This is a genomic window from Streptomyces sp. KL2 (genome assembly GCF_046529545.1).
Taxonomy (GTDB): Bacteria; Actinomycetota; Actinomycetes; order Streptomycetales; family Streptomycetaceae; genus Streptomyces; species Streptomyces radiopugnans.
This window is the reverse complement of record NZ_CP127170.1, coordinates 5,302,152-5,320,721: the sequence shown is the minus strand read 5'-3', so window position 1 is coordinate 5,320,721 and position 18,570 is coordinate 5,302,152. Positions and strand designations below refer to the sequence as shown.

The window sequence follows — 18,570 nt, the reverse complement described above, 5'->3', positions numbered from 1 at the left end:
CAGTCATGCCCCGCCGGCGGGGAGAAGATGTCCGGACACCGGACCTTGTTGTCGCGGGCACGTCACTCCGCCCGCGCCGTGGCACCCCGGCGCGTCGGCCGGGCGGGTGGTTGCGGTGCGCCGGTCGGAGCCCGGCCGCCGCGTCACGAGGGGGAACGCCGGGCGCCCGCCGTCATCCTTGCGGCTGACCCACCCAGCGGACGACCGGCGGAAGGGACACATGTCATGAGCGTGTGCGAGGTGTGCGGCAACGACTACGAGATGGCGTTCGAGGTGCACGCGGCGGGCGCCGTCCACGTCTTCGACAGTCTGGAGTGCGCGGCGCACCGGATGGCGCCCATCTGCGAGAACTGCCAGTGCCGCATCCTGGGACACGGCTCGCAGTCGGCGGACGGGCGGTTCTTCTGCTCCGCCCACTGCGCGCGGACGCAGGGGCACGTGGCGCTGGTCGACCACGGCTGAGCGGCCGGACGGCGGCCCCGTACCCCGGCGCGGGGCCGGTGTGAGACCGTGGCCGCGTGAGACATGACGTCGTGACGACCGTGCCGCGAACCGCGTCGGGAGCGGCTGCCGGAGGTGGCCGGGCATGAGGCTCACCGTGCTGGGCGGCGGCGGGTTCCGGGTGCCTCTGGTGCACCGGGCGCTGCTGGAGGACTCCGGGGACCGGGCCGGCCGCGTCACCGAACTCGTCCTGTACGACACCGACCGCACCCGGCTGGACGCGATCGGCGCGGTCCTCGCCCACCAGCGCGGGCGGCACACCGGCCCGGCCCCCGCGCTGCGCGCCACCACCGACCTCGACGACGCGCTGCGCGGCGCCGACTTCGTCTTCTCCGCCATCCGTGTCGGGGGCCTGGCCGGCCGGGTGCGCGACGAGCGGATCCCGCTGGCCGAGGGGGTGCTGGGGCAGGAGACGGTGGGCGCGGGAGGCGTGCTGTACGGCCTGCGCACCCTGCCGGTGGCCGTACGCGTCGCCGAGCGGATCGCCGAGGTCGCCCCCGGCGCGTGGACCATCAACTTCACCAATCCGGCGGGGATGGTGACCGAGGCGATGGCCGCCGTCCTGCGCGAGCGCGGCCTGGGCGAACGCGTCATCGGCATCTGCGACTCGCCCGTCGGGCTGTGCCGCCGCGCCGCGCGCGCCCTGGGCGCCGACCCGGACCGCGCCGGCTACGACTACGTGGGCCTGAACCACCTGGGCTGGCTGCGCCGCCTCACGGTGGACGGCCGCGACCGGCTGCCCGAACTGCTGGCCGACCCGGCCGCGCTCGCCTCCTTCGAGGAGGGTAGGCTGTTCGGCGCCGACTGGCTGCGGACCCTCGGCGCACTGCCCAACGAGTACCTGCACTACTACTACTTCAACCGCGAGGCGGTCGCCGCCGTCCGCGGGGCCGGGGAAACACGCGGTGAGTTCCTCCACGGCCAGCAGTCCCGCTTCTACGAGCGGGCGCGGCCGGACGACCCCGCGCAGGCGTACGGCGAGTGGGAGCGCACCCGCCGCGAGCGCGAGGAGACCTATCTGGCCGAGAGCCGCGAGGCCTCCGGCGGCTGGGAACGCGACAGCTGCGATCTGGAGGGCGGGGGCTACGACCGGGTGGCGCTGGCCCTGATGCGGGCGATCGCCCGGGACGAGCGCACCACGCTGATCCTGAACGTCCCCGGCCGCGGCGCCGTCCCCGGGCTGGACGGCGACGCGGTGGTCGAGGTGCCGTGCCTGGTCGACGCCTCCGGTGCGCACCCGCTGGCGGCCGGCGCCGTGGCGGCCGACCAGCTCGGACTGATGCTCACGCTCAAGGCCGTGGAGCGGGCGGCGATCGAGGCGGCGCTCACCGGTTCGCGCGAGGCGGCGCTGCGGGCGCTGGCGCTGCACCCGCTGGTGGACTCGGTGGGGGTCGCCGGGCGGATCCTGGACGCGGCGGGCGGGTTCGGCTGACCGTGCCGGAGGCGGTCCGGCCGGGGGATGCGGGGATGCCCGGCCCTGATGGGGGTACGCAGTGCCGGGTCCGATGTCGTACGACCCGAAAGCGAGATCCGGTGAGCGAGTACGAGCGTTCCCGCACCATGCCCGCCCTGCCCGAGCTGGTCTTCGACCAGGTCAGCGACCTGGAGCGGCTGGACCGCTGGCTTCCGTCGGACCTCCACGCCCATGTGGAGGACCCCCCGGCCGTGACCGTGCGCGAGGACCGCACCGGGCACGACATCCGGGCCCTGTTCCGCACCCGGCCCGACCAGCTCCGGGCGGAGTGGGGTACGCGCGACGAGGGCGCGTACGCCGGCTGGCTCCAGGTGGCGGGCATCGGCAGCGGCGCCAGCGAGGTGACCGTGCACCTGTCCTTCTTCGACGAGAGCCACGCGCCCTCGCGCGAGGAGATCGACACCTCCCTCGACCGGAGCCTGGACAGGCTGGAGGAGGAGGTGCGGATGCGCGCCGAGGACGCGGGCTGAGGACGCGGACCGAGGCGGGGCCCGGCGTGAGGACAGGCGCAGGGGCCGGTGCGGGGGCGCGCGAAGCCGGGCGGGGCGCCTTCGAGGCGTCACGCGTTCGGAGGCGCCTCCCGCCGGAACGCACGGGTAGATCTCCCCCATGGCCCCAACCCAACAGGATCTGTACACCGCCCAGGCCCGCTCCCTGCACGGAACCGGCCGGGTGGACATCTCCGGGAGGGCCGGCCTCCCGGTCGGCGCCCCCGGCGAGCTGGGCGGCAGCGGACACGGGTACGACCCCGAGCAGCTGTACGCGGCCGCGCTGGCCACCTGTCTGCACCAGGCGCTGGTCATCGCGGCCACCGAGACCGGCGTGGACCCCTCCGGCAGCGAGGTGACCGCCCGCGTCCGGCTCAGCAACGGCGGCGCCCAGCACTACCGCTTCGACGCCACCGCCGACGTCTCGCTGCCCTCCGCCGAAGGGGAACGGCGCAGTCGCGTCATCGAGCAGGCCCTGCGCATCTGCCCGATCAGCGACCAGCTGGATCCTCCTCCGGCCTGAGAAGCAGGCCCCGGGCCCCGCAGACGCGGGGCCCGGGTCTCCCCGTTCCCGCCCCGCGCCTCAGCCGCGGGGCGGGAGGACCGTGACGAAGACCGGGTCGCCGTTGGGCGCGAGCTTCAGGATCGGCACCGCCTTGTCGTGCGCGTCACCGTCCTCCTCGAACGTCAGCGTGCCGCTCGCCCCGCGCACCTGGGCGCTGTCCTCCATGAGCTGGAACATCCGGCCGACCGACCGGCCGGTGACACGCGTCCCCCTGCTCGCCATCTGCGCGCCCCGGGCCGCGGTCAGCACCGCGTCGTGCGCCATCATCGCCTGGCCGTCGACGTGCCGCTCCCTGCCGAACCACTGCTCCAGCACTCCCCCCTTCTGGAAGGCCGCCTGCACCGCTCTGGGCGCGCCGTCGGGTTCGTCCTTCCACATCTCCGGGTGGGCCAGCCCGGTGTAGAAGACCTGCACCCCGCTGTCGGTCGCCCTTCTGACCTGCTCGTCGGTGAGGTTGGTGGTGTCGTCGCCGGTCACCACGATGAAGTCCCACTCGGTGCAGAACCGTTCGGCCAGGGCGTCGAGGAAGTGGGTGAGGTGCCGCCCCCTGCCTGCGAAGTAGACGGCCTCGGGCCGGTGGAAGCAGAGCTGGTTCGACAGGATCTGCAGTTCGTTCTTCCAGCTGTCCTCCAGGGAGGAGTCGAACTGCTTGCGGTCGGCGACCAGCCTGTGCTCCTTCCCGCCCCGGGGGAACTCCTCGGTGAAGGCGTCGCCCAGGGTGTCGGCGTACAGATTCCCCTCCGCCACGTCCTGGACCACCATGGCCGTGCGGATCTTCTTCTGCCTGAGGTACCGGGCCGCCGCCCTGGCCTCGTCGACGTTGGTGGGGGCGACGCGGACGAAGCCCTCCACGCCGCCGACACCGGTGGCGGTCATCGTGCTGGCCACCGTCGCCAGGCCTCCGGCGGACAGCCTCTTGAGGGCGGCCAGGTTGCGGTCCGTGCTCGGGCCCAGACCGGTGACCGCCACCAGCGGTTCGCCGCCGTCCCTGAGCCCGATCAGCTGGTCGACGGTGTGCCGCCAGTGCGCGGAGCCGCTGCCCGTGTTGGCGATCAGCAGCCTGATCTTCGGGGTGGACCGCTCGTTGTGCCGCTGCTGCGCCAGATAGGCGCCCTGGAGCTCGTGCCGCACCGACTCCTCGGGGTTGCTGTCGTCCTCGTCCACCGTGATGGAGGTCATGTACGCCACGGTGACGTACTCTTCCCTTCCCTCGGTGACCTCCCGGTTCGCCCGTTCGATCCTCCCGGTCACCGGGGACAGGTGCTCCGCGAAGACGTACGAGCCGTCGGTGACCCCGACGCACTCCGGTCTCGGCTCCTCCATCCTCGTCACGCCCTGCGCGCACCGGTCGTCGCGGTGGACGTACCAGTCGTGGACGTACAGCGACACGCCCGCCAGGACGGCCAGCGCCACGGCGGCGGTGGCGGCGCGTTTGACGGTCAGCAGGGAGATCCGGCGTCCGGCCACGCCCGTCATCCCTCGTCCGTGAGCGTCAGCGGGTGGCGCCAGTGCCGGTAGCGGTCGGCCTCGTCGTACAGAGCCACGATGTCACTCCCCCTCAGTTCGGACAGCCGGTCGTACTTGGCCGCGATCACGCTGTTCAGCCGCAGCCCGGGGTCGCCGAGCGGATCGCTCCACAGCCAGCGGGCGCAGACCAGCCCCCGGATCACCGAGACGTCGGTGATCGATTGGGCGGGCGCCTCGGGCGCGAGGTCCCCCAGCAGTTCCAGCGGTGAACGGTCGGCGGGCAGCCGGTTGGGCGCGGAGGTGACCGCGTTGAACAGCCGGATCCAGCGCGCGGCGCTCAACTCGCGGAACCGGTCGGCCAGATGGGCCACCACGTCCTCGACGCGGTGCGCCGCCAGCCGGTGGTACATCGCCTCCTCCGGCCGGCCCTCCGCCTCGAAGTGGTCGCCCATCAGCTCGTGGACGGTGTCCCACTCGCCGGGGTCGGCGGCCAGTCGCCACAGCAGCAGCCTGCGCAGCCACGGGTGCAGGCGCGGCTGCGTGCGCCCGGGTTCCAGCAGCCAGCGCGAGCGCACCTCGTTGAACAGCGACTCGTTGGTGCCGCCCGGGGTCACCGCGCCGAGGATCCTGCTGCCCATGGACAGGTCGCGGGCCGCCGCGCACCTCACCAGCGCGTCGCGCTGGGCCTGCGGGAAGTCCTCCAGGAGGTGGTCGAGCGCCGCGTCGGCCAGGGTGTCGTGCGGTGCGCGGCGCATCCTCCGGCCGGGCAGGGAGCGCAGCCACAGGTCGAACTCGCCGCTGCCCCGGCGGGGCGTGTTGGCCAGGTCCAGGACGTCCATCACCTGCCGTACCGCCACCGGCAGGCCGCGCGTCAGCCGGTACACGAAGGGGGCGAGACCGGAGTGGCGGGGCGAGGCCAGCTCGATGCCGGTGCGCACCTCGTCGAGCGTCAGGTCCCGCAGCCGCAGCGGATACCACCAGGAGTCGTCGCTGTCGTGGGCCGGACGGCGCTCGCGCCAGTCGCCGAGACAGGCCCGGTCGGGGCCGCGCAGTCGCCAGGGCCACTGGTCCCCGGCGGACGAGCCCCAGTTCTCCAGCCAGCGGTTGGAGCTGCCCACCACCGTCAGGGGGTCGCAGACGGCCCCGCTCAGGGCGGCGTCGCGGCGGGCGCCGGTGAGCAGTTCCAGGAACAGCCGCCCCTGGTCGGTGTGGCAGTTGTCGAGCAGCAGCAGATAGGAGCCGGGGGCGAACCAGCGGGTGGTGTCGTGGCGGAGGTCGTCGAGGAACGCGGCGAACAGGACGCGGTCGAGGATCCGCTTCTCCTGCTCGGTGCCGCTGTGCCGCCACATGTTGAGTTCCAGCAGGGCGTCCCAGGGGTCCCGGGAGGGCACCAGCGGGTGGTCGCCGAACCACTGCGGGGCGCCGGCGAAGACCCGTCCCGGCAGTCTGCGCCCACCGCGCGAAGTGGCGTCCCGCAGGAGGGCGGCGACCACCGCGGGGGCGCCGTTGGGCGCGCCCAGCGCACTCCCGGCGACCTCCAGGAAGGCGGAGAGGTAGTCGCCGTACCGGTCCTCGGTCTGCCGCCGGAAATCCTCGAGCTGCCGCTGGACGGCGCGCCGCCCCTGCGAGCGGTCTGGCATCCGCAGCTCGCGGTCCGAGGCGAGCAACCCGAGGGTGAGCCGGGGGAAGCGCGAGACGCGGTACTGCGGCAGCCTGCGTTCCAGCTGCCGGGCGATCAGGGCCAGGGCGTAGCGGGGCAGCAGTGCCTGGTCGGCGGCGAAGTTGAGGTAGGCGAAGGGGTATTCCGCCCCGAAGCGGCTCATGACGGCGCTGTGCGCCTCGCTGGCCCCGCTCCCCCGCGGGCCGACCAGCATCGTCACCGGCCGCTCCGTACCGGGGGGCTGGTCCAGGCACTCGGCGACGAGGGCCAGGATGCCGCTGCGCCCCCGCATGCCCATTCCCGCCCCGGAATCCTCCATCCGACCGGCCCTCCCCCGTGACAACCAACCGTCGGCACACAGGAGGATGCCACCTTCGGTGCACGGGCGACAGCGGGAAGCGACCGTCCGCTGCGGGAAGCGCGGTGCCCGCCGCCTTCCGCGGCGGGCACCGGGCCCGGCGGGCGGGCGTCAGTCCTCCCAGGTGTAGAAGCCCCGGCCGGTCTTGCGGCCCAGCTCGCCGCGGGCGACCTTCTCCCGCAGCAGCTCCGGCGGGGCGAAGCGCTCGCCCAGGGTGTCGTGGAGGTACTCGGCGATGGCCAGGCGCACGTCGAGGCCGACGAGGTCGGTCAGCCGCAGCGGGCCCATCGGGTGCTTGTAGCCCAGGCTCATGGCGGCGTCGATGGCCTCGGGTTCGGCGACGCCCTCCTCCACCATCCGGATCGCCTCCAGGCCGAGGGCCACGCCCAGCCGGCTGCTGGCGAAGCCGGGCGAGTCCCTGACGACGACGTCCTTCTTGCCCAGGGCGCGGACCCACTCCAGGGCCGTCCGCACGGTGTCGTCCGCGGTCCGCCCGGCCACGACCAGCTCCACCAGGGCGGAGGCGGGCACGGGGTTGAAGAAGTGCATGCCCAGGAACCGCTCGGGGCGGGCCAGCGCGGTGCCGAGCTCGGTGACGGACAGGGAACTGGTGTTGGTGGCCAGCACCGCCGCCTCGCCCACGGCCTTCTCCGCGGCGGCGAGCAGCCGGGCCTTGAGAGCCGGGTCCTCCGGGACGGCCTCGACGACCAGATCGGCGCCGGCGGGCAGGTCGTCCACGGCGGTGACGGCGGTGACGCGCGCCAGGACCCGCTCGGCCGGCTCCTCCAGCCTGCCGCGCTCGGCGGCCCGGCGCAGGCCGGTGGCGACGCGCTCCAGGGCCGCCGCGGCGGCCTCCTTCCCGCTCTCCACGACGACCACCGCCGAACCGGCCGTCGCGAAGGACTGCGCGATGCCCGCGCCCATCCGCCCGCCGCCCACCACGCCGACGGTTCCCGGTGCCGCTGCCATGAGTTCTCCTCGTGTCTGTCGCTTCTGCCGTCGCGTCCGCTGCCGTGCCCGCCGCGTCCTGCCGTCCCGCGCCCGTCCGTGCGTGTACACGCGCCGTACCCGCGCCGGGACGCACGCCGGGAACAGGGCGACCGTACCGGCGGGCGTCCCGTCCCTTGACAGGCGGTCCGGGTGTCGGTTTACCTGGCGTCGCCGCAAAGCTAACCGAATGGTCGGTCGGGCTCAAGGGCCGCGGGCGGGCCACGGTGCCCCGCGGTGTCCCCTGGCGGCCTACGACGGCCCGCGACGGCCCATGACTGAAGTGGTGGAGGCGGATGACACAGCTCACGGAGACCGGACAGGGCCCCGCCCAGCGGATGTTCGCCGCCGACCGCGCCTCCCGGGGCCTGGGCATGGAGCTGCTCCGGGCCGGGGACGGCTCGGCGGCGGTGCGGATGACGGTGACCGCGGACATGGTCAACGGCCACGGCGTCGCCCACGGCGGCTATCTGTTCACGCTCGCCGACACCGCGTTCGCCTGCGCCTGCAACAGCCACGGTCCGGTGACGGTGGCGGCCGGCGCGGACGTCGTCTTCACCGCTCCCGCCCACGAGGGCGACGTGCTGCTGGCCGTCGCCGAGGAGCGCACCCGCTCCGGCCGCAGCGGCGTCTACGACGTGACCGTCCTGCGGGACGCGGACGGCCGGGTGATCGCCGAGTTCCGCGGACGCAGCCGCACCGTCGGCGAACGCGGCACGGGGGAACGCGGCACCCCGGCGGGGAAGGAGGCGTCATGAGCGGCGGACCGGCCGATACCGCGCCCCCGGCCCTCGCCCCGGCCCCGCGGCCGGGCCGGGCGCCCGCCCTCGCCGCGCTGGACGCGGCCGAGCGGATGGACCGCGACGAGCTGCGGGCCCTCCAGCTCGACCGGCTCCGCTCCACCCTGCGGCACGCCTACGAGAACGTGGAGCACTACCGGCGCGCCTTCCAGGAGGCGGGCGTCACCCCGGAGGACTGCCGCTCCCTGGCGGATCTCGCGCGCTTCCCCTTCACCACCAAGGCCGATCTGCGCGACACCTACCCCTACGGCATGTTCGCCGTCCCGATGTCGCGGGTGCGCCGGCTGCACGCCTCCAGCGGCACCACCGGACGTCCCACCGTGGTCGGCTACACCGAGGGCGACCTGGAGGTGTGGGCGGACGTCGTCGCCCGCTCCATCCGGGCCGCCGGCGGCCGTCCCGGGCACAAGGTGCACATCGCCTACGGCTACGGCCTGTTCACCGGCGGGCTCGGCGCGCACTACGGGGCCGAGCGGGCGGGCTGCACCGTCATCCCGGCCTCCGGCGGGATGACGGCCCGCCAGGTGCGGCTGATCCAGGACCTCCGACCCGAGATCATCATGGTCACGCCCTCCTACATGCTCGCCCTCCTCGACGAGTTCGAGCGCCAGGGCGTCGACCCGCGCGACTCCTCCCTGGAGGTCGGGATCTTCGGCGCCGAGCCGTGGACGGAGGGGATGCGCCGTGAGATCGAGGAGCGCGCCGGGCTGCACGCGGTGGACATCTACGGGCTGTCGGAGGTGATGGGCCCCGGCGTCGCGCAGGAGTGCGTGGAGACCAAGGACGGACTGCACATCTGGGAGGACCACTTCTACCCGGAGATCGTGGACCCGGTCACCGGCGAGGTGCTGCCCGACGGGGAGGAGGGCGAGCTGGTGTTCACCTCGCTGACCAAGCAGGCCCTGCCGGTCGTCCGCTACCGCACCCGTGACCTGACGCGGCTGCTGCCGGGCACCGCGCGCCCCGCCTTCCGCCGCATGGAGAAGGTCACCGGGCGCTGCGACGACATGATCATCCTGCGCGGGGTCAACGTCTTCCCCACCCAGATCGAGGAGATCCTGCTGCGGGTCCCCGGTGTCGCCCCGCACTTCCAGATACGGCTCACCCGCCGGGGCCGGATGGACCACATGACCGTGCGCGTCGAGGCCCGCCCGGGCACCGGGCCCGGGCAGCGCGCGGCCGCCGCGGCGGCCATCGCCCGGGACGTCAAGGACGGTGTCGGCATCACCGTCGACGTCGATGTCGTCGATCCGGAGACCCTGGAACGCTCGGTGGGCAAGATCCGCCGCGTCGTCGACGCCCGCGAGGGCTGATCCGGCGGCGTTCCGGACCGCGGTCCGGGGGCGGCCGGCCGGGCACCCGGTCGGCCGCCCCCGGACTGCGGCGCGCGGCACGGACTGCGATGATCGCATTCCGCGCCGAGGGGGACGGAAGGGATGGATGGGACACCGTGCAGACGTTCCTGCCACTCCCCGACTTCGCCGGGACCGCCCGTGTGCTCGACGCCCGGCGGCTGGGGAAGCAGCGGGTGGAGGCCCTGCAGGTGCTGCGCGCCCTGACCGTGCCCGGTTACGGCTGGGCCCGGCACCCGGCCGTGCGCATGTGGACGGGGTACGAGGAGGCGCTGGTCCGCTACGGCATGGAGATCTGCCGCCACTGGCGCCTGGCGGGGCGTGCCGACACCTGCGAGGCGACGATGCTGACCGATCTGCGGCACGCCACCGGCATCGCCGTCCCCCGCTCCCAGGAGGAGCTGGAGGCGGCCGGCGAGCTGCCGCCCTGGCTGGGAGAGCCGTCCTTCCACCGCAGCCACCGCTCCTCCCTGGTCCGCAAGGACCCCGACCACTACGCGCCCCTGTTCCCGGACGTGCCGCCGGACCTGCCCTATGTGTGGCCCGCCTCCGACCGCGGCCCCCGCTCCCGGGAACCGGGGTGAGGGCCCGGCCCCGGGGTACGGGAGGAGGATGGAGGCGAGCAGGGGCCGCGAGGACCGCGCAGGCGGGGGCGTGGTGGGGCGGGTTTGCGCCTGTCGCCCCCTCCGCGAGATCGTTGACGTAGAGCAACCGTCCACCTGTGCCGACCGTCGAAGGGAGGACCGGGCGGAGCACCGCGGGTGCCGTGCCCTTGTTCTTCCGTGAGCAATCCTCCTCTCTCCCCAGACGTCTCCGGGGACGCGCACGCCCAGGCCGGCGGTGGCGGGCCCGCCGCCCCGTACCACCGCGCTCCGGCCGGGCCGGCGGTCGAGTCGGCGCCGGCGCCGCTCGTCGCGGTGGACCGGTGGGGGCGGGTGTCGCTGGTGAACGCCGCGGCGCGGGTGCTGCTGCCCGGCCTCGCCCCCGGGGTCCCGCTGGACGACGGCGTGGCGCCCGGCTGGCTGGTCGCCGCCGTACGCGGCGGACACCCCGGGGAGGACGCCGAGGCGGCCGGGACGGGCGAAGCGGCCGGGACGGCCGGGACGGCGACGGCAGCCACCGCACACGGCCCCCTTCGGGGGCGCGCCTTCACCGCGCACGCCGCCCCCCTGCCGGACGGGCACACCGCCTGGTGGCTGTCGGACGTCACCGGCCGGGAGGACGCCGAGCGGTCGCTGCGGTCGGAGCGGGAGAGCACCGCGTTCCTGGCCCGTGCCTCCGCCCGGCTCCAGGCGTCGCTCAACCCGCGCAGGTGCGTGGTGGCGACCGCCCGGCTGGCGGCCGACCACCTCGCCGACGCCGCCGTCGTGGTCCGCCTGTCGCGGGACCGCCGCCCGGAGGTGACCCGGGCTGTCTCCGACGGGCGGCTGGAGGAGGAGACCCCGTCCGCGGCCGTGGAGGAGATGCCGGGGCTGGCCGAGGCGCTGGCCGGCTTCCCCCCGGTGTCCATCCGCTCGATCGATCCCGGCCGGGTCCCCGCGTGGCTGCTGCCCTCCGGATTCGGCCGCCCGGCCTCGCTGACGGTCGTCCCGCTGCCGGGCAGCGGCGGAATCGCCGGCGCGATGGTGCTGCTGCACCGTGCCGGGGGCGGGAGCGCCGGTCCGGACGAGGACACCGGTCCGGGCGAGGACGCCGTGACCCGGATCTTCGCCGCCCGTGCCGGTGCCGCGATCTCGGCCGCCGCGCTCTACGCGGAGCAGGTCGCCACCGTCGCCGTGCTCCAGCGCGAACTGCTGCCGCCCGCGCTGCCGCACCCGGAGGGCGTGGAGCTGGCCGGGGCCTACCGCCCCGCCCAGAGCGCCCAGAGCGTCGGCGGTGACTTCTACGACGTGCACCCGGCCGACGGGCCCGGCCGGGACACCGACATCGTGCTCGGCGACGTGGCCGGCAAGGGCCCGGAGGCGGCCGTCCTGACGGGGAAGATCCGCAACACGCTCACGGCGCTGCGGCTGGTCGAGTCCGACCACGTACGGCTGCTGGACCTGCTCAACCGCGCGCTGCTGAGCGGCCCCCAGGACCGGTTCGTCACCCTGGTGCTCGCCTCGTTCGGCGCCCCGGATCCCGCCACCGGCCGGATCGCCCTGCGGCTGACCTCGGCCGGGCACCCGCCGCCGCTGCTCCTGCGGCTCGACGGGACGGCGGAGGCCGCCCGCACCTCGGGCACGCTGATCGGCGTGCTGCCGAAGGCGTCCGCGACCACCTGCTCCACCGTGCTCCTGCCCGGGGAGACCTGTCTGCTGTACTCCGACGGCGTCACCGAGGCCAGGGGCGGGCCCTACGGCGAGATGTTCGGGGAGGAGCGCCTGGCCGAGGCGCTGGCTTCCTGCGCGGGGCTGCACGCCCGGGCCGTCGTCGAGCGCGTCGGGATGCTCACCTCCGAGTGGCTGGCGGGCCGGGAGCACGACGACATCGCGCTGGTGGCCGTCACCGCGGCCCACCGCACCCCGCTGAGCGCGGTGGGCGGGGCCGTCCGCCCCGGGGAGGAGCGGTGAGCCCGGGGGCGGAGCCCCTGGAGGGCCGGGCGGAGAGTTTCTGGGCGGCGCTGGAGAACGCGGACGAGCACTCCGCCGTCGCCCAGGTCGACGAGGCCCTGGACCGGGGCTTCGCGCCCGAGGACGTCCTGCTGGAGGTCATCGCGCCCGCGCAGCGGCGGGTCGGTGTCCGCTGGGCGGAGAACCGGCTCACCGTCGCCCAGGAGCACGCGGCCACCGCCGTCAGCGACCGCGCCGTCACCGCGGTCGCCGCCCATCCGGCGGCCCGGGTCCCCGCCCGGTTCGGCCGGGTCACCGTGGCCTGCGCCGACGGCGAGTGGCACACGCTGCCCGCCCGGCTGGTCGCCGAGGTGCTGCGGCTGCGCGGCTGGCACGTGGACTTCCTCGGGGCCCATGTGTCCACCCGGCAACTGGTGCCCCATCTGCACTCCACCGGCCCCGACGCGGTGGCCCTGTCTTGCTCCCTGCCCGTGCGGCTGCCCGTCGCCCACGCGGCCGTCACCGCCTGCCGGGCCGCCGGAGTGCCGGTGCTGGCGGGAGGGGCCGGGTTCGGCCCGGGCGGCCGCTACGCCCGTCTGCTGGGTGCCGACGCCTGGGCCGGCAGCGCCCGCGGCGCGGCCGAGCGCCTCGCGGCGGGCATCGCGCCCCCGTCCGCGCTCCCCCCGACCGCCGAGGAGGCGCTGCCGCACCTGGCCGACCGCGAGCACGCCCTGGTCGAAGAGGCCGGCCGGCGGCTCGTCGACGAGGTCATGGCGGTGCTGCCCGAACGGTTCCCGCGGCTGGAGGAGTGCACCGGACGCCGGCGGGAGTACACCGTGGAGGACCTCCACCGCGTCGTGGAGTACCTGGCGGCCGCGCTCTACGTCGACGACCCGGGGCTGTTCGAGGGCTTCACCGTGTGGACGGGCCGGATCATGGCCGCCCGGGACCTGCCCGTCCAGGCCCTGTCCGCGGTGCTGGAGACCATGGCCGGGACCTTCCGCGAGCTGCCCCGCGCCTCGGCGTACATCGCCGCGGCGCGCGCCGCGCTCGGCCGCGAACTCCGTTCCCCCTCCCCGGAGTCCGCCCCGGGGAGGGGGAACGGGTCCGCCGGCTAGCGCGGCGGAGGGCCGGCCGGGCCCTCCGAGGTCCGGCGGAGGCGCTCCCCGGCCCGCCCGGTGTCAGGTCGCGACCAGCAGCGCCTGCGGGGCCGCCGCCTTCAGCCGGGTGTTGAGCCAGGACAGCTGGCGGCCCGTCTCCCCCTCGCAAGCGTGGGCGAGTTCCAGCAGCTCGCGGTCGCGCGCCCCCTGGGCCGCCTGGGCGACGGCGGTCCAGGTCGTCTGGACGAGTGTGCCCAGCACGTACAGGTCCTGGAGGTCGCGCAGCAGCCCGACGGGCCCCTCGCGGACCCCGGCGAGTCCGTCGGCGTGCAGCCGCTCGGGCTCCTCGACGTCCTCACCGGCGGCCTGCTCGCCGTAGCGGCGGGCGACGGGTTCCAGACGGCGGACGTGCTCCTCGCTCATCTTCGCCAGGGTGTCGCAGGTGTGGTGGACGTCGCCCTCCGCGGCATGTCCCTCCCCCACCGTGCGCAGGGCCTCGGCGAGGGTCTGCTCGCTGCGGTGGAGCAGACCGACGTAGACGGCCAGATGGGGCATCAGGACCTCCCTGGGGCGGCGACCTCGGCGATGTGGCCGGGAGCCTGGTGGGTGACGGCGGGGTCGCCCGGATAGTCGGGGGTGGCGGCGGGCTCGGCGGAGGTGTCCGCCTCCGGTCCGCCCCGGGTCGGCGGTACGGAACCGCCGGCCGGCTCGGAGGCGGTCGTGGTGGGCGCGGGTGCGGGGCCGTCGCCGTCGGCGACCTTCACCACCCGGCAGGCGGCCGTCTTGAAGTACGGCTGCTTGGACACCGGGTCCCAGATGGTCATGGTCAGTTCGTTGGCCTGCCGGGGCGCGCCGTCGGGCGCCACCTCGTCCGGGGCCCAGCGGCCGTAGTGGAAGGGCGCGAACACCGCGCCCTCCCTCACATGCCCGATCCGGGCGCGTACCTCGATCGCTCCGCGCGGCGACTCCACCCGCACCCGGTCGCCCTCCGCGATCCCCAGCCGCCGGGCGTCGGGGACGGACAGCTCCACCCAGGCGTCGGGCGCGGCCCGGTTCAGCTCGCGGGAGCGGCCGGTCTTGGTGCGGGTGTGGAAGTGGTAGACGGTGCGCCCGGTGGTGTACAGCAGCGGGTACTCCTCGCCGGGCTGCTCGTGGGGCGGCACATAGGCCGCGCCCTTGAGGTGGGCGCGCCCGGCCGGGGCCTTGGCCCGGTACTCCCGGGGGGTGACCGTGCCGCCGGTGAGCAGGTCGTGGCCGTAGGTCTCGCAGTACTCGGGGTCGGTGTTGAACACGCCGTCCGCGTAGAGCCGGTCGGTGCCCTCGGGGTGCTCCTCGGTGCAGGGCCAGGGGATGCCGGTGGGGCCGCGCAGCCTGTCGTAGGACAGGCCGCCGTAGTCGCAGGGGCGTCCGCGGCTGCACTCGCGCCAGGCGTCGAATGCCTCCTCGGGGGTGCGCCACTTGATCAGCGGCGCGCCGTCCCTGTCGCGGAAGTCCATGGCGTCGGCGTACATCAGGAAGATGTCCAGGTCGCTCCTGGCCTCGCCGGGCGGTTCGACGGCCTTCTCGGACAGGTGTACGACGCGGCCCGCGTTGGTGTAGCAGCCGGTCTTCTCGCCCCAGCCGGCCGCGGGCAGCACCACGTCGGCCAGCTCGGCGGTCTCGGTGAGGAAGAGGTCCTGGACGACCGTGAAGCACTGGTCGCCGCCGAGGATCTTCCGGATGCGGGACGACTCGGGCATGGAGACGGCCGGGTTGGTGGCGGAGATCCACAGCAGCCCGATCGAGCCCTGTTCGGCGTAGCGGAAGATCTGCATGGCGTGGGTGGGCGGAGCCCAGTGCGGGATCGTCAGCTCGTCGACGTTCCACAGCTCGGCCAGTTCGCGGACGTGCGCGGGGTTGCTCCAGTTGCGGAAGCCGGGCAGGTCGCCGTCGGCGCCGCACTCGCGGGTGTTCTGCGCGGTGGGCTGGCCGTTCATCTGGAGCACTCCGGCGCCCGGGCGGCCGATCATGCCGCGCAGCAGATGCAGGTTGTGCACCGCCACGGCGGCGGCGGTGGCCTGGTGCGACTGGTAGAAGCCCTGGAGCACGGTGGACAGCACCCGCTCGCTCTCCCCGAAGATCCGTGCCGCGCGCCGCACGTCGCCGGCGTCCACACCGCAGATCCGGGCGGTCTCCTCGGGGGTGTAGGGCTCCACCGTCTCGCGCAGCTCCTCCACGCCCAGGGTGTGGCGCCCCACCCACTCCTCGTCCACCCGGCCGCCTGCGAAGAGTTCCCGGGTCAGGCCGTTCATCAGGGCCACGTTGGTGCCGACCCGGGGCGCGAGGTGGACGCCGCCGGTGCGCTCGGCCTCCTCGGCGGCCCCGGTGCGGCGCGGGTCGACGCACACCACCTTCGGCGGGTCGTCGGCGCGGGTGCGGTCCAGCACCCGCGTCCACAGCACCGTCTGGGTCTCGGGCATGTTGTGGCCGAAGAGGAAGATCGCGTCGCAGTGCTCGATGTCGGTGTAGGAACCGGGCTGCCCGTCGGTGCCGAACGACTCCTTGAGGGCGGCGGCGCTGGTGGCCGTGCACAGCCGGGTGTTGCCGTCCATGTGGGGGGTGCCCAGTCCGGCCTTCCCGATCACGGCCAGGGTGTAGTACTCCTCCAGGAAGAGCTGGCCGGAGGTGTAGAAGCCGTGGGACAGCGGGCCCTTCTCCGCCAGCAGCCGCCGGGAGACCTCGGCGATCCGGCCCATCGCGGTCTCCCAGTCGGTCTCGGCCAGGCGGCCGTTCTCGCGGACCAGGGGCCGGGTGAGCCGGTCGGCGCTGTTCGCCCAGGACCAGCTCCCGTACAGGCCCTTGGGTCCGAGCCGCCCGTGGTTGACCACGTCCGTGGCCACCCCGCGCACCCCGACCATGCGCCCGTCCTTGACGGCGATCTCGCAGCCGCAGCCGTTGCTGCACAGCACGCAGGCGGAGCGCACCCAGCGCTCGACGTCCTCCTCGGCCACCCCCTCCTCCAGGCGGCGGTCGACCCGGGCGGGCCACACCGTCCCCTTGGCGTGCGGTGTGCGGGGCCCCCAGATGTCGGCGATCCGGTCCATGCGCGTCCTTTCCCTGCCTGCTCCGTGCCGTGCGGCCGTGCCACGCGGTACCCCGGGGAGACGGCGGGAATGCGTGCCCGGGGGCGTCTTCCCTCCGGGGAGGGGCGGCGGAGGGCGCCGGGGCCCTGCGTCCGGGTGCGCCGGGCCCGGCCGCCCGCACGGTCGCGGGATCGGGGTCTCAGGGCAGCGGTGGCCGGTCGGGCCCGCGGGGCGCCCGGGTGAAGACCTCGTCCGCGTCCAGCGCCTCGGCCCCCGGGGCCGACCTGGACGGGTCCGCCGGGCTGCGCAACGGTTCGCCGCGCGACGGCGGCGGGGTTCGGTCGCCGGGGCCCCCTCCCCGTACCGCGGCAGCCGCAGGGCCAGCAGGGCGACGTCGTCGCCGCGGGGGTCCATGCGCTCCAGCAGCTCGTCGCAGAACTCCTCCAGGCCGTGGCGGGCCAGGGCGGAGGCGTGGCGGCACAGCAGCTCCATGCCGGTGTCGATCGGCCTGGTGCGGCTCTCCACCAGGCCGTCGGTGTAGAACACCACCGTCGCCTCCGGCGGCAGGTCCTCGTAGGCGTCGGGCCAGTGCAGCCCCAGGTTCAGGGTCGCGCTCATGCCCAGCAGGGGGCCGTGGCCGGCCTCCAGGAAGCGGGTGCCGCCGCCCGGCGCGACCAGCAGCGGCGGCGGGTGCCCGGCGTTGACCCAGTGCAGCCGCCAGGGCCCGCCCTCACGGCCCTCGACCCGGGCGAAGACGACGGTGGCCATGGGCGCGTCGCTGGTGTTGGTCATCGCCTCGTCCAGACGGCGCATGATCACGCTGGGGGGCTCCTTGCGGTCCCAGGCCAGGGCGCGCAGCATGTTGCGGACCTCGGCCATGTGGGCGGCGGCCTGGAGGTCGTGGCCCACCACGTCCCCGATGACCATCGTGGTGACCCCGTCCTCCAGCAGGAAGGCGTCGTACCAGTCCCCGCCGATCTCGGCCGCCACCTGGGCGGGCCGGTAGCGGGCGGCCATCAGCAGATGGTCGACCTGGGGCAGCGGGGTCAGCAGCTGGCGCTGCATGCTCTCGGCGACGTGCCTCTGCTGGTCGAAGAGGCGGGCGTTGTCCACGGCCAGCCCGGCCCGGCGGCCGATGTCCGCGAGCACCATCACCTCGTCGTCGGTGTACGGCGGCGAGTCCCCGGTGCGCGCCGCGGTGAAGGCGCCGAAGACCCGCCGGCGGCTGTGCAGCGGCACCACCACGGCGCTGTGACCGCCGAGCCGTTCGAACAGTCTGCGGTGGGCCGCGATGAGCGGTGCGTCGGGTTCGCGCGCGAGGTCCCCGGCGTCCAGCAGGACCGTCTCGGCGCCGCGCAGGGCGCGTACCAGGCCCGCTCCCGCGGACTCCGCCAGCGGCGGCAGGACTCCCTCCAGCTCCCCGGCCGCCGCCGGGTCCGCCCCGCTGTGCACGGCGATGCGCCGTACCTCGTCCTGCTGATCGGTGAGCATGTCCACCGCCGTCCAGTCGGCCAGGCCCGGCACCAGCATCCGGCCCAGCTTCCGGAGCACCCGGGGGACGTCCAGGCTGGAGATGAGGACGGAGGAGACCTCCGACACCAGGGTCAGCCTGGTGGTCAGGGCCTCCAGCGCCTTCAGGTAGGCGGCCGTCTGCCGCTCGGCGGCCCTGCGGACGCTGAAGTCGTGGAAGGCCAGGACCAGGCCGGTCGGCTCCCCCGGCAGCTCCAGCGGGGCGGCCGACCAGATGACCGGGAGGGTGGTGCCGTCGCCCCGCAGCAGGTACTCGCCGCCCCCCTCGCGGGGACGGCCGTCGGCGAGGACCGCGAGCATCCGGCAGTCCTCCCGGGGGATCTCCGCCCCGTCCGCGTCGCGGTGCAGCAGATCGTGCATGTCATGGCCCAGCATCTCCGCCGACGGCCGCGCCACCATCCGCTCGGCCCTGGGGTTGGCGGCGATCAGGCGGCCCGTGGCGTCCGTGGCGTAGATGCCCGCGCCCAGGCTGTCGAAGACCGCGCGCAGGACGCCGGGCTCCCGTGTCCGGTCGGCCTCGCTCATCGCCGCGCCGTCCCTGGTGGTCCCACTGCCCTTCACCGCCTCCTCGCCCGGCCGGCCGCCGCGTCCCGCTCTGCCCGTGCCGGCGCCGTGCGCCCGCGTACGCCCGGTGCGCGGCACTGCCGACTACCCGGTTCCCGCCTTCCCAGACATTCCGCGCCGCCGGACGGAAG

14 protein-coding genes and 1 pseudogene are annotated in these 18,570 nt (G+C 74.9%); 9 read left to right on the top strand and 6 right to left on the bottom strand.

The genetic code is table 11. The annotated features are described in order from the left end of the window. The first annotated feature begins 225 nt into the window (after positions 1 to 225). The 4 genes from QPK52_RS23920 to QPK52_RS23905 all read left to right on the top strand — a co-directional run bounded on the left by QPK52_RS23920 (position 226) and on the right by QPK52_RS23905 (position 2,986). Positions 226 to 462, top strand: coding sequence for a hypothetical protein (locus QPK52_RS23920; RefSeq protein ID WP_093656373.1), 237 nt, complete (start codon positions 226 to 228; stop codon positions 460 to 462). Between the two features lie 124 nt (positions 463 to 586). Further along, a complete protein-coding gene (locus tag QPK52_RS23915; protein ID WP_410539528.1) occupies positions 587 to 1,933 on the top strand; it encodes a 6-phospho-beta-glucosidase in 1,347 nt (448 codons plus the stop codon). Between the two features lie 101 nt (positions 1,934 to 2,034). Further along, entirely contained in the window at positions 2,035 to 2,445 is a 411-nt protein-coding gene (locus tag QPK52_RS23910) for an SRPBCC family protein (RefSeq protein WP_410539527.1), read from the top strand. Between the two features lie 139 nt (positions 2,446 to 2,584). Beyond that, a complete protein-coding gene (locus tag QPK52_RS23905; protein WP_410539526.1) occupies positions 2,585 to 2,986 on the top strand; it encodes an OsmC family protein in 402 nt (133 codons plus the stop codon). Between the two features lie 60 nt (positions 2,987 to 3,046). Here QPK52_RS23905 and QPK52_RS23900 read toward each other — a convergent pair whose 3' ends face one another. The 3 genes from QPK52_RS23900 to QPK52_RS23890 all read right to left on the bottom strand — a co-directional run bounded on the left by QPK52_RS23900 (position 3,047) and on the right by QPK52_RS23890 (position 7,482). Then, positions 3,047 to 4,495, bottom strand: coding sequence for a branched-chain amino acid ABC transporter substrate-binding protein (locus QPK52_RS23900; RefSeq protein WP_410539525.1), 1,449 nt, complete (start codon positions 4,493 to 4,495; stop codon positions 3,047 to 3,049). Between the two features lie 5 nt (positions 4,496 to 4,500). Then, the gene (locus tag QPK52_RS23895; RefSeq protein WP_410539524.1) at positions 4,501 to 6,474 is read right to left on the bottom strand and encodes a hypothetical protein; all 1,974 of its coding nucleotides are present in this window, start codon (positions 6,472 to 6,474) and stop codon (positions 4,501 to 4,503) included. 150 nt (positions 6,475 to 6,624) lie between these two features. After that, a complete protein-coding gene (locus tag QPK52_RS23890) occupies positions 6,625 to 7,482 on the bottom strand; it encodes a 3-hydroxyacyl-CoA dehydrogenase family protein (RefSeq protein WP_410539523.1) in 858 nt (285 codons plus the stop codon). A gap of 314 nt (positions 7,483 to 7,796) precedes the next feature. Between QPK52_RS23890 and paaI the strand changes: the two genes are divergently transcribed. The 5 genes from paaI (at position 7,797) to QPK52_RS23865 (ending at position 13,301) form a co-directional block, all read left to right on the top strand. Beyond that, positions 7,797 to 8,258 carry a hydroxyphenylacetyl-CoA thioesterase PaaI gene (gene paaI, locus QPK52_RS23885; RefSeq protein ID WP_410539522.1) on the top strand — a complete coding sequence of 154 codons (462 nt, stop codon included), beginning with the start codon at positions 7,797 to 7,799 and terminating at the stop codon, positions 8,256 to 8,258. Next, entirely contained in the window at positions 8,255 to 9,613 is a 1,359-nt protein-coding gene (gene paaK / locus QPK52_RS23880) for a phenylacetate--CoA ligase PaaK (protein WP_410539521.1), read from the top strand. The genes paaI and paaK overlap by 4 nt, the downstream gene beginning before the upstream one ends. 137 nt (positions 9,614 to 9,750) lie before the next feature. Beyond that, positions 9,751 to 10,236 (top strand): MSMEG_6728 family protein, encoded by a 486-nt coding sequence (locus tag QPK52_RS23875; protein WP_410540455.1) that lies wholly within the window; start codon positions 9,751 to 9,753, stop codon positions 10,234 to 10,236. A gap of 198 nt (positions 10,237 to 10,434) precedes the next feature. After that, complete coding sequence (locus QPK52_RS23870; protein ID WP_410539520.1) at positions 10,435 to 12,204, top strand: PP2C family protein-serine/threonine phosphatase; 1,770 nt, start codon at positions 10,435 to 10,437, stop codon at positions 12,202 to 12,204. After that, on the top strand, positions 12,201 to 13,301 hold the full coding sequence (locus tag QPK52_RS23865; RefSeq protein WP_410539519.1) for a B12-binding domain-containing protein: 1,101 nt from the start codon (positions 12,201 to 12,203) through the stop codon (positions 13,299 to 13,301). The genes QPK52_RS23870 and QPK52_RS23865 overlap by 4 nt, the downstream gene beginning before the upstream one ends. Positions 13,302 to 13,364: 63 nt before the next feature. On the opposite strand, the gene QPK52_RS23860 is transcribed toward QPK52_RS23865, so the two are convergent. The 3 genes and pseudogenes from QPK52_RS23860 to QPK52_RS23850 all read right to left on the bottom strand — a co-directional run. Further along, on the bottom strand, positions 13,365 to 13,838 hold the full coding sequence (locus QPK52_RS23860) for a hypothetical protein (protein ID WP_410539518.1): 474 nt from the start codon (positions 13,836 to 13,838) through the stop codon (positions 13,365 to 13,367). Then, a complete protein-coding gene (locus QPK52_RS23855; RefSeq protein ID WP_410540454.1) occupies positions 13,838 to 16,366 on the bottom strand; it encodes a molybdopterin oxidoreductase family protein in 2,529 nt (842 codons plus the stop codon). Before QPK52_RS23855 ends, QPK52_RS23860 begins: the two co-directional genes overlap by 1 nt. A 408-nt stretch (positions 16,367 to 16,774) precedes the next feature. Continuing rightward, positions 16,775 to 18,400: pseudogene (locus tag QPK52_RS23850) on the bottom strand (SpoIIE family protein phosphatase); the annotation flags it as partial. Between the last annotated feature and the right edge of the window lie 170 nt (positions 18,401 to 18,570).

Coding starts and splice junctions, on each gene's coding strand:
- QPK52_RS23920 (WP_093656373.1), top strand. CDS start 226: ATGAGCGTGTGCGAGGTGTGCGGCAACGACTACGAGATGGCGTTCGAG.
- QPK52_RS23915 (WP_410539528.1), top strand. CDS start 587: ATGAGGCTCACCGTGCTGGGCGGCGGCGGGTTCCGGGTGCCTCTGGTG.
- QPK52_RS23905 (WP_410539526.1), top strand. CDS start 2,585: ATGGCCCCAACCCAACAGGATCTGTACACCGCCCAGGCCCGCTCCCTG.
- QPK52_RS23895 (WP_410539524.1), bottom strand. CDS start 6,474: ATGGAGGATTCCGGGGCGGGAATGGGCATGCGGGGGCGCAGCGGCATC.
- QPK52_RS23890 (WP_410539523.1), bottom strand. CDS start 7,482: ATGGCAGCGGCACCGGGAACCGTCGGCGTGGTGGGCGGCGGGCGGATG.
- paaI (WP_410539522.1), top strand. CDS start 7,797: ATGACACAGCTCACGGAGACCGGACAGGGCCCCGCCCAGCGGATGTTC.
- paaK (WP_410539521.1), top strand. CDS start 8,255: ATGAGCGGCGGACCGGCCGATACCGCGCCCCCGGCCCTCGCCCCGGCC.
- QPK52_RS23860 (WP_410539518.1), bottom strand. CDS start 13,838: ATGCCCCATCTGGCCGTCTACGTCGGTCTGCTCCACCGCAGCGAGCAG.
- QPK52_RS23855 (WP_410540454.1), bottom strand. CDS start 16,366: ATGGACCGGATCGCCGACATCTGGGGGCCCCGCACACCGCACGCCAAG.